This window comes from Thalassotalea castellviae, from assembly GCF_031846185.1.
Taxonomy (GTDB): domain Bacteria; phylum Pseudomonadota; class Gammaproteobacteria; order Enterobacterales; family Alteromonadaceae; genus Thalassotalea_H; species Thalassotalea_H castellviae.
Genome location: NZ_JAVRIF010000002.1, coordinates 64,124 through 79,194 on the forward strand (window position 1 = coordinate 64,124; position 15,071 = coordinate 79,194).

Annotated in this window: 13 protein-coding genes; 9 read left to right on the forward strand and 4 right to left on the reverse strand. The window is 37.8% G+C overall.

Translation table 11 applies throughout. The features are described 5' to 3' along the window. Position 1: 1 nt before the first annotated feature. The 7 genes from mrdA to lipA all read left to right on the forward strand — a co-directional run bounded on the left by mrdA (position 2) and on the right by lipA (position 7,414). Positions 2-1,999, forward strand: a complete 1,998-nt coding sequence (gene mrdA, locus RM573_RS04015; protein WP_311577651.1) for a penicillin-binding protein 2 — start codon at positions 2-4, stop codon at positions 1,997-1,999. Continuing rightward, positions 1,999-3,114: a rod shape-determining protein RodA gene (rodA, locus tag RM573_RS04020; protein ID WP_311577655.1), complete on the forward strand. Its 1,116-nt coding sequence runs from the start codon at positions 1,999-2,001 to the stop codon at positions 3,112-3,114. Before mrdA ends, rodA begins: the two co-directional genes overlap by 1 nt. Positions 3,115-3,127: 13 nt before the next feature. Beyond that, positions 3,128-3,916, forward strand: coding sequence for a septal ring lytic transglycosylase RlpA family protein (locus RM573_RS04025; RefSeq protein WP_311577658.1), 789 nt, complete (start codon positions 3,128-3,130; stop codon positions 3,914-3,916). Between the two features lie 177 nt (positions 3,917-4,093). Further along, positions 4,094-5,266 (forward strand): serine hydrolase, encoded by a 1,173-nt coding sequence (locus RM573_RS04030; protein ID WP_432280217.1) that lies wholly within the window; start codon positions 4,094-4,096, stop codon positions 5,264-5,266. Positions 5,267-5,442: 176 nt separating this feature from the next. Then, positions 5,443-5,706, forward strand: coding sequence for a DUF493 family protein YbeD (gene ybeD / locus RM573_RS04035; RefSeq protein ID WP_311577664.1), 264 nt, complete (start codon positions 5,443-5,445; stop codon positions 5,704-5,706). Positions 5,707-5,793: 87 nt separating this feature from the next. Further along, positions 5,794-6,456, forward strand: coding sequence for a lipoyl(octanoyl) transferase LipB (gene lipB / locus RM573_RS04040; protein WP_311578894.1), 663 nt, complete (start codon positions 5,794-5,796; stop codon positions 6,454-6,456). Then, positions 6,446-7,414 (forward strand): lipoyl synthase, encoded by a 969-nt coding sequence (lipA, locus tag RM573_RS04045; RefSeq protein WP_311577668.1) that lies wholly within the window; start codon positions 6,446-6,448, stop codon positions 7,412-7,414. The genes lipB and lipA overlap by 11 nt, the downstream gene beginning before the upstream one ends. A 172-nt stretch (positions 7,415-7,586) precedes the next feature. Here lipA and RM573_RS04050 read toward each other — a convergent pair whose 3' ends face one another. The 3 genes from RM573_RS04050 to prmB form a co-directional block, all read right to left on the reverse strand. Continuing rightward, entirely contained in the window at positions 7,587-8,732 is a 1,146-nt protein-coding gene (locus tag RM573_RS04050) for an MFS transporter (RefSeq protein ID WP_311577673.1), read from the reverse strand. Positions 8,733-8,795: 63 nt separating this feature from the next. Further along, entirely contained in the window at positions 8,796-9,887 is a 1,092-nt protein-coding gene (gene aroC / locus RM573_RS04055) for a chorismate synthase (protein ID WP_311577676.1), read from the reverse strand. Positions 9,888-9,929: 42 nt separating this feature from the next. Next, positions 9,930-10,877: a 50S ribosomal protein L3 N(5)-glutamine methyltransferase gene (gene prmB / locus RM573_RS04060; RefSeq protein ID WP_311577679.1), complete on the reverse strand. Its 948-nt coding sequence runs from the start codon at positions 10,875-10,877 to the stop codon at positions 9,930-9,932. Between the two features lie 114 nt (positions 10,878-10,991). Between prmB and smrB the strand changes: the two genes are divergently transcribed. Continuing rightward, positions 10,992-11,537: an endonuclease SmrB gene (gene smrB / locus RM573_RS04065; RefSeq protein WP_311577682.1), complete on the forward strand. Its 546-nt coding sequence runs from the start codon at positions 10,992-10,994 to the stop codon at positions 11,535-11,537. Between the two features lie 20 nt (positions 11,538-11,557). Here smrB and sixA read toward each other — a convergent pair whose 3' ends face one another. Beyond that, positions 11,558-12,034 carry a phosphohistidine phosphatase SixA gene (gene sixA, locus RM573_RS04070; protein ID WP_311577685.1) on the reverse strand — a complete coding sequence of 159 codons (477 nt, stop codon included), beginning with the start codon at positions 12,032-12,034 and terminating at the stop codon, positions 11,558-11,560. Positions 12,035-12,224: 190 nt separating this feature from the next. Between sixA and RM573_RS04075 the strand changes: the two genes are divergently transcribed. Then, on the forward strand, positions 12,225-14,996 hold the full coding sequence (locus RM573_RS04075) for an insulinase family protein (protein WP_311577688.1): 2,772 nt from the start codon (positions 12,225-12,227) through the stop codon (positions 14,994-14,996). The last annotated feature ends 75 nt before the right edge of the window (positions 14,997-15,071 follow it).

The window sequence follows — 15,071 nt, forward strand, 5'->3', positions numbered from 1 at the left end:
GATGCCTAGGCCAAAACGTGTCGTTATTCGAAATCATAGTGCAGAAGCAAATTTATTTGCCCGAAGAGCCTTTATTACGCTATTAGGCGTTATCGTCATCATACTCATATTGTTTAATAATATTTATGAACTTGAAATTAGCTCTTACGAAAAATATCAAACTCGTTCTAACTCAAACCGAATTAAACTTTTGCCTGTTGCGCCTAACCGAGGATTAATTTATGACAGAAACGGCGTGTTACTTGCTGAAAACAAGCCTATTTTCAGCTTAGAGGTGATCCCTGAACAAGTTGAAAATCTTGAAGAAACAATTAAAGCAGTTAGCGAGCTTTTAGAGATCCCCAAAGAAAAACAAACGAAACTTTTTGAATCTTTACGCAGTAAACGTCGCTTTAAACCACTCGAGTTAATTTCAAGACTAAGTGATCAACAAGTCGCATTATTTTCGGTCAATCAACATAAATTTCCCGGCTTGTTTATTGATGCACGGCTAAAACGGTATTACCCTTTTGCGGATTTAACCACACATTCGTTAGGTTATGTCGCGCGGATAAATCGCAGAGATGTGATTAAATTAGAAGAGCAAGGTAAAGAAGAAAACTATGCTGCCACCCGCAATATTGGCAAGCTTGGCTTAGAAAGATTTTACCAAGATATTCTTCATGGCACCATTGGCCACCAAGAAGTAGAAATAAACAATCAAGGTCGCATTATTCGTACGTTGAACTTTACCCCGCCAGTGCCAGGCAAAGATTTAACCTTAACCCTTGATATAGAATTACAAATGATCGCAAAACGCGCCTTATCAGGTAAACGTGGGGCAATCGTCGCGATAGATCCTCGTGATGGCGGCGTACTCGCAATGTATTCTAACCCTAGTTATAACGGTAATTTATTTGTTCATGGCATCAGCAATAAAAACTATAAAAAATTACTTAGTTCTAAAGATCGTCCTTTAGTGAATCGTACCGTCCAAGGTTATCCACCCGCCTCAACGATAAAGCCACTTCTTGCGCTCACAGGCTTAGAAGAAGAAATAATTACGCCTGAAACAGAAATATACGATCCCGGATTTTATCAATTACCTGGTATTGAAACCAAACGTCGCGATTGGAAAAAATGGGGACATGGCAAAGTTAACCTAGCTAAATCTCTCGAGCAATCGTGTAATGTTTATTACTACGATTTATCGTATAAGTTAGGTATCACGCGTATCGCCAGAATGATGGAAAAATTTGGCTTTGGCGAATATACCGGTATCGACATTTATGAAGAAAACCGAGCAATCATGCCCAGTGTAGAATGGAAACGCGCACGCTATAACCAACCTTGGTATACGGGAGAAACGTTATCAGTAGGCATTGGACAAAGTTATTGGACTGTAACACCACTGCAATTGGCTCAAGCAATGTCAATTTTGGTTAATAAAGGCCATATCAAAGTCCCACATTTACTTAAAGCGACCAAGGAAATCGTCTTAACGCCAAGCGAAAACAACGATGCGCCTATGGAGGGGACTGAGCATGTGATTGAAATGCCTGTTGATGAAAAGCCTCCGATTGAATTATCCAAAAACGAATACTGGGATATTGTTTTAGACGGTATGCATAATACGGTACAAAAATTTGGTGCAACTGGTTATTCTGCCTTTAAAGGCAGTAAATATGATGCTGCAGGAAAAACAGGTTCGGCACAAACCGCGAATATTGGTCAAGATGAAAAATATGACGCTGAAACAACGCAAGAAAACCAACGTGATAATGCTATGTTTGTTGCCTTTGCACCGTATGAAAAACCTGAAATTGTCGTTGCTGTCGCAATAGAAAACGTTGCTAAAGGTGGTGGTGGTACTAATGCTGCACCTGTCGCGCGACAAATTATGGATCAATATTTCGGTAATCGAGTTATCGTCAGTAAAAACAAACACCCGCATCATGATAAAACCTATGGTGAACAATATTTAGATTCACCTAAAAATAAACACTCAGGAAGTAATTAATGCGTTCTACTGGTCACGATCAACAAAAACAACGCAGCATTTGGTATCGTCTCAATATCGATGTGCCACTTTTATTGGGTATTTTATCTCTGCTTGTCTTAGGTTTATGCGTCGTTTACAGTGCTGGAGGTCAAAGTGCCGATATGGCGATTCGACACGCGAAACGAATTGGTATCGCATTATTTGTTATGTTTTTGGTTGCTCAAATTCCTCCACTCGTGTATCGAAAATGGGCCGTTCCTGCCTTTATTGTGGGTATTTCTTTATTGGTAGCGGTGCTTTTATTCGGGCACGTTGGTAAAGGTGCCCAGCGCTGGATCAATTTAGGTTTCACTATGTTTCAGCCATCTGAAATCATGAAATTAATTGTACCTATCATGATTGCTTGGTATGTCAGTCAATTTAATTTACCGACTAAAATCATCCACATTATAGCCGCTTTCATTTTAGTGTTGATCCCAACATTGTTGATCGCGAAACAACCTGATTTAGGCACGTCATTGTTAATTGCAAGCTCCGGAATTTTTGTCATTTTCTTAGCCGGTGCGAGTTGGAAACTCATTGGGGCTTGTGGGGTACTCGCTTCGGCATTTGCCCCTATATTATGGTTATTTTTGATGAAAGATTACCAAAAGCAGCGTGTGTTAACTTTTTTAAATCCAGAGCAAGATCCGCTTGGCTCAGGTTATCATATTATTCAGTCAAAAATCGCCATTGGATCTGGAGGTCTGCAAGGCAAAGGCTGGCTACAAGGCACTCAGTCTCAATTAGAGTTTTTGCCTGAACGCCATACTGATTTTATTTTTGCCGTCTTTAGTGAAGAGTTTGGTTTAATTGGCGTGACATTATTATTATTGGTCTATTTAGCGATAGTCATGCGCGGTTTATGGATTGCTATCAGCGCAGAGCACGCGTTTACTAAACTTTTAGCAGGAAGCCTCACCCTCACTTTTTTTGTTTACGTGTTTGTTAATATTGGTATGGTTTCTGGGCTATTACCTGTGGTTGGTGTACCTTTACCTCTTGTCAGTTATGGCGGAACCTCCATGGTTACATTAATGGCAGGTTTTGGTATTTTAATGGCAATCAGTACGCATAGGCGCTTTATAGCTTAATTAACCAGTCCTTATGAAAAAAATAAAACTAATCACTCTCGCTTTTCTCAGCTTACTAATCGCCGCTGGCTGTAGTAATAATCACGGCCGTTATCAGCAAAAAAATGACAGTACACCTACAAGGTTGCCTAATGAATTTGAATTACGCGATGCTATTCCACGTGCTGAAGAGAAAAGTCGAGGCGGCAATAAACACTATCAAGTCAGAGGAAAAAACTACCAAGTTTTACATACAGCTGACAATTTCAAGCAATCAGGCATTGCTTCATGGTACGGCAAAAAATTTCATGGTCATTTAACCTCAAATGGTGAAATTTATAATATGTATGGAATGAGTGCTGCGCATAAAAACTTGCCCTTACCTTCTTACGTAAAAGTCACCAATAATGATAATCAAAAAACAGTGATTGTTAGAGTTAATGATCGCGGACCGTTCCATCAAAATAGGATCATTGATTTGTCCTATAGTGCCGCTTATAAATTAGATATGTTAAAAACAGGCACCGCTAATGTCACAATAGAAGCCATTACTTTTAATGCAGATAATCAACCAATCATCATCGTCGATAATAAAATATCGACCGGTAATTATATTCAGGTATTTGCGACACGCGATAAGCAAATCGCAGAAAAAACGGCTAAAGCAATCACCACATTATTTCAACAGCCTGCAAGCCATCAAAAAATACACAATATATACAAGGTTCAAGTAGGACCGTTTCAAGATCAAGCCTCTTTAGAGAAAGTATTAAACCAGCTTAAAACAAACGGGTATTCAGGGGCTTTTAGAGTGAGTCTATAAACTCATTTAATCAATAAATTCATTAAATGATACATTTGCTTTATTTCCCCCCATAGCAATCAAAATTAAAACTGGTATACTGCTGAAAACACATATTTTCCAGGTAGCGTTTTTATATTAAAACGTTTACCTACAACTTTTCACAGGACTGTTATGCCTCAGCAATTGGCCAAAACAATGACCAAAAAACATCGTAAAATCATTAGCCTTTTAGGCTCTATCGCATTCACCCTTTCATCATTATCTCAAGCGGCTACTATTATTCCTTCGCCGCCACAAATAAATGCTAAAGGGCATATTTTAGTTGATTTCACTACCGGTAAAGTTATCGCTGAAGGAAATGCTGATATTCTTCTTGCTCCAGCCAGCTTAACTAAAATCATGACAAGTTACATTGTTGGTAAAGAGCTGCAATCTGGAAATATCAAAAATGACGACCCTGTTAAAATTAGCAAAAATGCTTGGGCAACAGGGAATCCTATTTTTAAAGGCTCGTCATTAATGTTTTTAGAAGTTGGTAAAGAAGTCCCTATTCATGAAATAAACCAAGGGATTATTGTAGCTTCTGGCAATGATGCATGTGTCGCTATTGCCGAACATATTGCAGGCAGTGAAGGTGCCTTTGCCGATATGATGAATGCTTATGCAGAGCAACTCGGCATGAGCAGTAGTTATTTTGAAAATAGCCATGGTTTAGATAGCACAGAGCATAAAACTACTGCTAGAGATATGGCAACGTTAGCTAAAGCATTAATCCGTGATGTACCTGAAGAGTATGAGATTTATAAACAAAAATCTTACACTTTTAACGGTATTAAAACAGTAAACCGTAACGGGCTTTTATGGGATAAAAGCATGAATGTAGACGGCTTAAAAACTGGTCATACTGCTCAAGCTGGTTACAGTTTAGTAAGTTCTGCAACCAAAGGCGACATGCGTTTAATTAGTGTTGTGATGGGGACAAACAGTGAACGTTCGCGTCTTGTTGAAAGTAGAAAATTATTAAATTACGGATTCCGATTTTTTGAAACTTATACCCCCTATAAAGCAGGCGAAAAATTTGTTTCTGATCGAGTTTGGATGGGAGATGTTAAAGAAGTTGACTTAGGTATTCTTGAAGATACCCCTATTACCATCCCGCGAGGACAACGCAAAAACTTAAAAGCAAATTTCGAATTGAACCAACAACTTATTGCCCCTCTTGCTAAAGGCCAAGTAGTCGGTAAAGTATTTTTACAACTTGATGGTGAAGATATTGGCGAATACCCGCTTGTTACCTTACAAGAAATTAACGAAGGCGGTATGTTCGATCGTTTAATGGATTACGTAAAACTACAATTTCAAAATTAGTTTGCCAAATAATCAACAAATCACCGTATAAAGCTCAGTATTTACTGAGCTTTTTTTATTATCTGGTAAAACTTGATTTATAACAAAACGTCACCATTTTTCTTACCAAGAAATAGTGTTAAAATAACGCCATTAAAATCGATACTGTAAAGTCATACTCAAGATTGAGAACTTAAATGAAAACCAAATTTGATGAACTACTTGAATTTCCAACTGTTTTAAACTTCAAAGTAATGGGAGTTGCCAGTGATGATCTACCAGACATAGTGATTGCTGAATTGCAAAAACATACCCCTGGAGATTATTCGCCCACAATTAAGCCAAGTTCAAAAGGTAATTATCATTCTTTATCGATAGCAGTAACGGTTACAAGTAAAGATCATATTGAAACCATCTACAAAACCTTAACTGCCCTCGAACAAGTTAGATACGTGCTGTAATCAATCTAATAGCCGTACATATTGTACTGCTATTTGAAGAAAATACTCAGCAACAAGCACTTAACGGCACTGCCTAACACAAGGTATATTTTGAAACACTCGCTTATAATACGGCAATTGAACCGAATGGATTATGTATCTGTTTGGCAGGCCATGCAAAATTTTACGGATAACCGTGACGATTCAACACAAGATGAACTCTGGTTAGTTGAACACCCGAGCGTTTTTACGCAAGGGCAAGCAGGTAAAGAAGAACATTTGCTGATGCCAGGAGATATCCCAGTTGTCAAAGTGGACAGAGGTGGGCAAGTTACCTATCACGGTCCCGGTCAGCAAGTTATTTATTTTATGATTAATTTGCGTCGTCGTAAAATGGGCGTTCGTCAACTCGTCACATTAATAGAGAATGGTATTGTACAAGCGCTCGCCGATTACAATATCCAAGCCAATGCAAAACCTGATGCCCCAGGGGTGTACGTGAACGGCGATAAAATAGCTTCTTTAGGGTTAAGGGTTCGCAAAGGCTGCTCTTTTCACGGTTTAGCATTAAATGTAAAAATGGATCTATCACCTTTTCTACGTATAAATCCATGTGGCTATGCCGGACTGGCCATGACACAAACAGCAGATCTTAGCTCATTAAAAACCATTGATGAAGCAGGTAAAGCATTAATCAAACACATGTCAGTATTGTTAGATGCTGACACTATTAGTTATCAAACGGGATTGGAGTCATTAAATGACCACTAAATCATCACGCATTGCACCGGGTACAAAATTACGAGACGCTGAAAAAATGGCGCATATCCCCATTAAAGTTGTGCCTTCAGAACGTGAAACCATGTTAAGAAAACCAGAGTGGCTACGAATTAAATTACCTCGCACAACTGAGCGTATTGATAATATTAAATCGGCGTTACGTAAGCATGATCTTCACTCGGTTTGCGAAGAAGCTTCTTGCCCAAATTTATCAGAATGTTTTAACCACGGTACTGCCACCTTCATGATTTTAGGGGATATTTGTACAAGACGTTGTCCGTTCTGTGATGTTGGTCATGGTCGCCCATTAGCACCAAATGAAGAAGAACCTCGAAAATTAGCGCTGACGTTAAAAGACATGGCATTAAAATACGTAGTGATCACCTCAGTAGATCGTGATGATTTACGTGATGGTGGAGCACAACAGTTTGCAGAATGTATTAAAGAAATTGCCGTTCATGCCCCCCACACAAAAGTAGAAATTCTAGTACCTGATTTTAGAGGGAGAATGGATAAAGCGTTAGAGATATTAAATCAACATCCGCCTCACGTTTTTAATCATAACTTAGAAACCGCCCCTCGTTTATATACAAAAGCCAGACCTGGTGCAAACTACCAGTGGTCTTTAGACTTATTGAAAAAATTTGGTGAAGCAAACCCAAGCGTTAATACGAAATCAGGATTAATGGTTGGTTTAGGTGAAACCAACGAAGAAATTCTACAAGTGATGAGAGATCTTCGCGCTCATGGTGTGAAAATGTTGACCATAGGACAATATTTACAACCGAGTAAAGATCATCTCCCCGTTGAGCGTTATGTTCACCCTGATGATTTTGACATGTTCCAAGAAGAAGCGATGAAAATGGGCTTTGAACATGCTGCTTGTGGACCTTTGGTACGTTCTTCTTATCATGCAGATAAACAAGCTGCCGGTGAAGAAGTAAAATAAATTACCGTTATATCGACAACAATTATCATAAAAAGCAGTGTATTTAATATTTATTCTAAATTAAATACACTGCTTTTTTTTTGTCGTAAAAATTTTAATTGTATAAATATTAGTACCACGATTGGTAACTGTTAAATACTATAAATCACAATAAGGCATAACAGTTTTCAAGCTATTTCTTTGCCACAATAAAGCAAGCTAAACCACTTGCAATTAAACACATGATTGCTGCAAATTCAAAAGACTGCACAGCACCAAAGCCATCTTTCCATAAATAACCCGAAACATAGGCGCCAATCGCACCACCAATACCGTAAACTCCCGCGATATAAATTGCTTGACCTCGATTTTGTTGATTACTTTGAAAATGTTGCTGAACAAACTGAATCGAAGCACTGTGATACAAACCAAAGCTGGCAGCATGAAGTAATTGTGCCAATAATAAAATATAAACATTATCCGCAAAGTGTCCTGTAATGTACCAACGAATAGCTGTAACGAGTAGACTAAAAACGAGTAATAATCGTGCACCAAAAAGTTGATATAAACGCCCAGCGACAAAAAACACCGCTATTTCTGCGACAACCCCAAAACTAATAAATAAACCAACAGCATAACTTGGATAAGCTAAATCTCTTAAAAATAAAGCAAAAAAACTATAATAAGGGCCAAAACTTACCTGTAATAATAAGCCGGAAATAAAAAATAATAAAAAACTTGGCAGCACTAACCTAGAGAGCAAAGAGCTATCCTCTGATGATTTTTTATAAACTGCTCTAGGTTGTTTTAACTGTAAACTTGATATAAACAAGGCAAGTAAAATTAACCAGCCAATATACGTAAACGCTTCTGAATTAAACTGCTCAATAACCTTACCAGCGATTATTGCTAAGACGATAAAACCGACACTGCCCCATAGCCGGATCCGTGCGTAAATTTTCGCACTTCGTCGTATAGATATCATGGTCATGACTTCTAACTGAGGCAAAATAGCAGTCCAAAACAAGCTAAACAATGCTAATGCAAAGGTTACCGACCAATAACCTGTCATCCAAAAAAGCAAAGTAAACGAGAGCAAAGCTAAGCCCGAGCCTAATTGAATAATTGATAATTGTTTCCCTGACTTATCCGCTAACATAGCCCACAAGGTTGGACCGACAATTTTCGTCGCGGTAAATATCGCTAAGATCTCGCCAATTTCCATCGAGGTATAATGACGACCATCTAGAAACACAGACAAATAAGGTACGATAAGACCTAAAATGCCAAAATAAGCGAAGTAGCTAAACGAGAGTTTAGTAAAAAGAGGTGAATTCATAGAAGTATAAAAATGCGAGTTGCTCTTTCATGCCAACTGGTTGCATAAAAGAGCATAATAATATTACTGACAAATATCAGGCGTAATGCAGGAAACATCGGCATTTTGAGCACGATGACGTAGGTAGTGATCAACCAATGTCAATGCTAACATTGCTTCTGCAATAGGCACGGCACGGATCCCAACACAAGGATCATGACGGCCTTTGGTTATAATATCTGTTGGTTCACCTTGTAGATCAACCGTCTTACCACTTACGCCGATACTAGAGGTAGGTTTCATCGCAATATGAGCGACAATAGGTTGACCAGAAGAAATCCCACCTAAAATGCCACCAGCATGATTTGTACTAAAACCTTCTGGTGTTAATTCATCACGATGCTCTGAGCCTTTTTGATTAACCACTTCAAAGCCATCGCCAATTTCAACGCCTTTTACGGCATTGATGCTCATCAAGCCATGAGAAATATCAGCATCTAAACGATCAAATATCGGCTCACCAAGCCCCACAGGTACATTGTTCGCCACGACAGTAACTTTTGCGCCAATAGAGTCTTTTTGACGAATGATTCCGCGTAGTAATTCATCTAGCTGTTCAAGCTTTGACTCATCAGGGAAGAAAAAAGGATTCTCTTCAACTATATCCCAATCAAAACGTTCCGCTTTGATATCACCTATTTGTGTCACACATGCTTGAATAGTAATACCAAATTTTTCCGCTAAATATTTTTTAGCCACAGCACCTGCGGCAACTCGCATGGCAGTCTCACGTGCCGAAGAACGACCGCCGCCTCGGTAATCGCGTAAACCATATTTTTGCCAATAAGTATAATCAGCATGGCCTGGACGAAAGCTTTGTGCGATATTGCCATAATCTTTCGAGCGTTGATCAGTGTTTTCAATCATCAAACCAATTGGAGTTCCCGTAGTTTTACCTTCAAAAACCCCTGACATAATTTTAACTTGATCCGGTTCCCTGCGGGCCGTGGTGTAACGAGAAGTGCCTGGTCTTCTTCGGTCTAAATCATGTTGTAAATCTGCTTCTGATAATTCAATTCCTGGCGGGCAACCATCAATAATCGCACCTAACCCTAAGCCATGACTCTCGCCAAATGATGTAACTGTAAATAATTTTCCGAACGTATTACCTGACATATTTATTTCTCAACATATTTATTACTCGACACAGCTAACTTTTCACTCACGATTTTTTAATGCATAGTTAAAAAATTCTTGAAACTGAACTAACTGTTGTTGCGTTAGCATAAAAACTCCATGACCACCTCGTTCAAAAGTTAACCATTGAAAATCAACTTCAGGATAAAGCGCTTCAACATGTACTTGTGAATTACCAACTTCACATATTAACACACCATCTTCATTTAAATGTTCAGCACTTTGCGCCAAAATTTGACGAACAATATCTAAGCCATCAGCGCCACAACCTAAGCCCATTTCGGGTTCATGGGTAAACTCAGTTGGTAGTGAGTCAATATCTTCTTGATCAACATAAGGAGGATTAGTGACAATTAAATCATATTTCTGGCCTACAATCCCAGAAAAAACATCAGATTGAATTGGAATAACTTGTTCTGTTAGCCCATGATTTTCAATATTTATCTGGGCAACATTTAAAGCGTCAATCGATAAATCAACGGCATCTACGTCTGCTTCTGGAAAATAACTCGCACAAGCAATAGCAATACAACCGCTTCCCGTACATAAATCAAGAATTCGACCAACGTTTTTTTCATCACTAATAATAGGTGAAAAGCGCTTTTCAATCCATTCACCAATTGGCGAGCGAGGCACTAATACTCGCTCATCAACATAAAAAGGTAATCCAGCAAAATTAGCTTGATTAGTAAGATAAGCCGCCGGCACTTTTTGTGCAATTCGACAATGGATAATCTCCACTGCTTGTCTTTTTTCTTCCATAGTTAATCGACATTGCATGACATGTTCAGTTAATGAATCGGGCAATTCAAGGATAAACATGATTAATGTAATAGCTTCATCCCAGGCATTATCATGTCCATGGCCAAAAAATAAATCAGCGCGATTAAACTCACTTGCCGCATATCGGATATAATCGGCGACGGTATGCAACTGTTCTGTGATATCTGTTGATTGATGAGTAGTCACTCAACTCCCCTAAATTTAAATAAAAACTGTAACGATTGAGCTAAAAGAAGGTAAAATTCACTTATAAGACTCATTTATAGTGTTATTGTACAGGGAAAATTTTAGACTGCGCATATGAAATTTAAAGATATTATCTCAAAACAAGAAAAACAGCTCTTTAAAGACGCGATAGGTAAAGTAAAACCTATGGTGCAAGACAAAATACCACCAAGTAAAAAAGCAATACACGCGAAAACTATTGCCAATCAACCAAAAAACGCGAAACAACAAGCAAGCTTTTATTTCTCTGACGAGTTTGAACCAAATTTAAACACTCAAGGTCCGACAAAATATGTCAGAGATGACGCCAATAGTTTTGAAGCTAAAAATTTACGCCGCGGTGTTTATGCGCCAGACTTAATTCTTGATCTACATGGCTTAGATCAAAACCAAGCAAAACAAGAAATCGCCGCATTGTTATATGCGTGTCAAAAAGAACATGCGCAATGTGTTTGTATCGTGCACGGATTAGGTGGCAGAATTTTAAAAACCAAAGTACCGCATTGGTTAGTGCAACACCCTGATGTAATAGCTTTTCATCAAGCTCCTCTTGAGTGGGGAGGTAATGGTGCATTACTAGTATTGATTGACTTACACGATAAATTTAACTTAAAAGATTAGCGTCTGAACCTTCATCAAACTTAGGCAAGATCAGCTGGTGCAATTAGCCTGACTAAACGACCTGTCATTTTTTCCACATCATAATCAATTTGCGCTATAGCCGCGGTTTGAAATATCGGAGATTGACGATCAATTGTTAATGTTTCGACTAAATAACTCACCAAAGGCATATGAGAGACAATGATCAGATGCTCAATGTGGGTATCTGTACAAATGCCATCTATATAATCATGTACTTTTTTAGCGTCATCTAGTGGGGTAAGAAAATCGATGGTTGCTACCTGAACCTGACCATTAATCTCATTTAGCAAAGTATTAGCGGTTTGTTGAGCGCGTACATATGGACTTACGAAAACTTGTAAGAAACTTATACCTTGTTGATTAACCCATTTCCCCATACATTGCGCTTCATTATAGCCAGTAGATGTTAATTCACGTAAATGATCGATATTCCCAACAGGGTTTGCTTGACCATGACGCATAATATAAAGCTGCATATTGTTACCACAATGCTAAAAAGGTTTATTGAACTCGCTATTTGCGGCTATAGTAAAGGAAAGTAAGCGATTGTTATAACATCCGTTAAGAATAAAATAGACTCACCTTATTCCATAGGGTAATTTAGAACGTCATAAATGAAAATATTTTGGGTATGCTCACTCATCAAGCTATCTGTCGGAGTATGTATTGAAACAAAGTCCTAATGACCTTAAACATTACTTTCCATTCACCTTAGAAAATGGTTTAAGGGTTTTAGCCGTACACAATCAAGACACGCAAAAGTCTGCTGCTGCGTTAGCTGTTAATGTTGGTCATTTCAGTGATCCTATTGATAGACAAGGACTTGCTCACTTTTTAGAGCATATGCTGTTTCTCGGCACAAAAATTTATCCTGATGGAAGTGAGTATCAAAAATTTATCAATCAATATGGCGGAAGCAATAATGCATGGACAGCCACAGAGCATACTTGTTTTTTCTTTGATATCCATCATCATCACTTTGAACCTGCATTAGACAGATTTAGTCAGTTTTTTATCTCACCACTTTTATCGGAAGAATTCGTCAATAAAGAACGTAAAAATATTGACGCTGAATTTAAACTGAAATTAAAAGATGATATCCGACGTTTATACGACGTGCACAAGGAAACAATTAATCCTGAACACCCTTTTGCCAAGTTTTCAGTGGGTAACACGGAAACACTCTCAGATCGTGAAGATAAACATTTAAGAGATGAAGTCGAAGACTTTTTTCTTCAGCATTACGTTGCCAAAGCAATGACCTTGGTGATCGAGGGGCCGCAATCGCTAGAACAATTACAACAGTTAGCAAGCGAAAAATTTTCCGATATTTCAAGCAATGAAGTTAGCCAAATAAAACCAGACATTCCGCTTTATCTTCCTGAGCATCAACAAATATGCTTGCAAGTAAAACCTGTGAAGAAAGAGCGACAGTTAATTCTTAGTTTTGCCCTGCCAAGCATAGATGAGTTTTATCGAGAAAAACCTGAGTCATTAATTTCATACTTAATGGGTCATGAAGGGCCACATTCAATCTTGTCATTACTCAAAAAAAATCAATGGGCATTAGGGTTAACAGCGGGTTCTGGGGTAAATGGCTATAATTTTAAAGATTTTAATATCAGTATCCGTCTTACCCAGGCAGGTGAAGAGCATATCGATGACATTATTACTATCGTATTTTCTTATATTAACTTATTAAAACAAACGCCATTAGCAGAGCATTATTACCAAGAAAAAAAACTCATTGCCGAACTTTCATTCCATTATCACGAAAAAATGAAACCAATAGACTCGGTAAGTCAATTGGTGATCAACATGCAACATTACCCACAAGAAGATTATATTTTTGGTGATTACGTAATGGATAAAATGAATCAGTCACAGCTAACTCAGTTACTTGATTTATTAACACCAGAAAATATGCGCACTATCTTTATCGCTCAAAATGTTGCCACTGATAAGATCAGTCGATGGTATAAGGTGCCTTACCAAGTCAACAAGATCCCACAAGAGAAAATACAAGCGTGGCGTGAGTGTCAAAATAACCGGTATTTAGCATTACCTCCAGAAAATAAGTATATGGTTGAAAAACCAGAATTATTTGGCTCAAAGAATAGTAAATCAGCATCAACACCACAATTATTAAAGCAAGAAAATGGCTTAAATTTTTGGTATATGCAAGATCACACCTTTCATGTGCCCAAAGGCTATATTTATATAGGTATAGATAGTCCAATAACATTAGACAATGCTCAAAATATTGCCATGACTCGTTTATTTGTCGACTTATATACTGAGTCTGTCATTGAACGTCATTACGATGCTGAGTTAGCGGGTATTCATTACCATTTATATTCACATCAAGGTGGCCTTACCTTGCAATTATCAGGCATCAGTGAAAAACAAGGTGAATTACTCGATAAACTTTTAGCTGAATTGCAAGAGTTTAATTTTTCGGAAAAAACATTCGCCTTACTTAAGCAACATCTAATTAGTCACTGGAAAAATGCTGACAATAGTAAGTCGATCTCACAGTTATTCTCCGTGTTAAGTTCGACTATGCAGCCCAAGTGCCCCAGTTCAGAAAGTTTATCTAATGCTTTGATAGATATTGATTTTATTACTTTTAAAGACTTTTGCCATACTATTTTCAAGCATATAAATTTAGATGTTTTAGTTCATGGTAATTGGCGAGAGCAAGATGCCCTGAAAATACATGCCATAATAAAAAAGGCTTTCAATGGCCAATATCATCAACAACACCAAGTAAAAATTCCGGTGTTAGATATTAAAAACCAAGGAAGTATTCAGTACCTATTAGATTTACCTGAGCATGATTATGCGGGGGTGGTTTATTACCCTATGAATGATAAAAGCTTAATAACTGTGGCTAAAACTATGATAGCGAGTCAAATTTTATCACCACAATTTTTCCATCAAATGCGCACTGAGAAGCAGTATGGTTACTTAGTAGGCGTAGGCTTTGTTCCAATTAATCGATATCCAGGCATTGCTTTTTATATTCAATCACCCAATTATGAAGCCAGTCATTTACTGGCGGCGATGGACGAATTTATTAATGAATGTCACTTAGTGGTAGAAAATATGCCAGAGGAAGACTGGCAACATTTGCAACAGGGACTTGCCAGTCAATTGCAAGAAAAAGACACCAGTTTGCGGATCAAAAGCCAAAGGTTTTGGACTTCTATTTGCAATAAAGAAACCGATTTCAAGCAAAAACAACGTTTGATCGAAACTATTCTGTCACTTTCTAAGCATGATATTTTTGACTACCTATTAACTCAAATAACTGATAATCATAAAGTTATTGATAGATTTTGTTTGTTGTCGACAAAAGATGAAAATCAGGACACACCATCAATTCATTTAAAAAATTTAGAAAATATTTTAACTAAATGCTCAATAAAACATTAATGCTGCCGATATAAAAATAGATAACTATAATTAGCACGTAATTTTGGCAAACACTTTATCTATTGCTAATAAGTT

Excerpts from the sequence above, each read along its gene's own strand:
- lipA (WP_311577668.1), top strand. The coding sequence starts at position 6,446 with ATGACCACTAAATCATCACGCATTGCACCGGGTACAAAATTACGAGAC.
- sixA (WP_311577685.1), bottom strand. The coding sequence starts at position 12,034 with ATGCAGCTTTATATTATGCGTCATGGTCAAGCAAACCCTGTTGGGAAT.
- RM573_RS04050 (WP_311577673.1), bottom strand. The coding sequence starts at position 8,732 with ATGAATTCACCTCTTTTTACTAAACTCTCGTTTAGCTACTTCGCTTAT.
- mrdA (WP_311577651.1), top strand. The coding sequence starts at position 2 with ATGCCTAGGCCAAAACGTGTCGTTATTCGAAATCATAGTGCAGAAGCA.
- RM573_RS04030 (WP_432280217.1), top strand. The coding sequence starts at position 4,094 with ATGACCAAAAAACATCGTAAAATCATTAGCCTTTTAGGCTCTATCGCA.
- smrB (WP_311577682.1), top strand. The coding sequence starts at position 10,992 with ATGAAATTTAAAGATATTATCTCAAAACAAGAAAAACAGCTCTTTAAA.
- aroC (WP_311577676.1), bottom strand. The coding sequence starts at position 9,887 with ATGTCAGGTAATACGTTCGGAAAATTATTTACAGTTACATCATTTGGC.
- ybeD (WP_311577664.1), top strand. The coding sequence starts at position 5,443 with ATGAAAACCAAATTTGATGAACTACTTGAATTTCCAACTGTTTTAAAC.
- rodA (WP_311577655.1), top strand. The coding sequence starts at position 1,999 with ATGCGTTCTACTGGTCACGATCAACAAAAACAACGCAGCATTTGGTAT.
- RM573_RS04025 (WP_311577658.1), top strand. The coding sequence starts at position 3,128 with ATGAAAAAAATAAAACTAATCACTCTCGCTTTTCTCAGCTTACTAATC.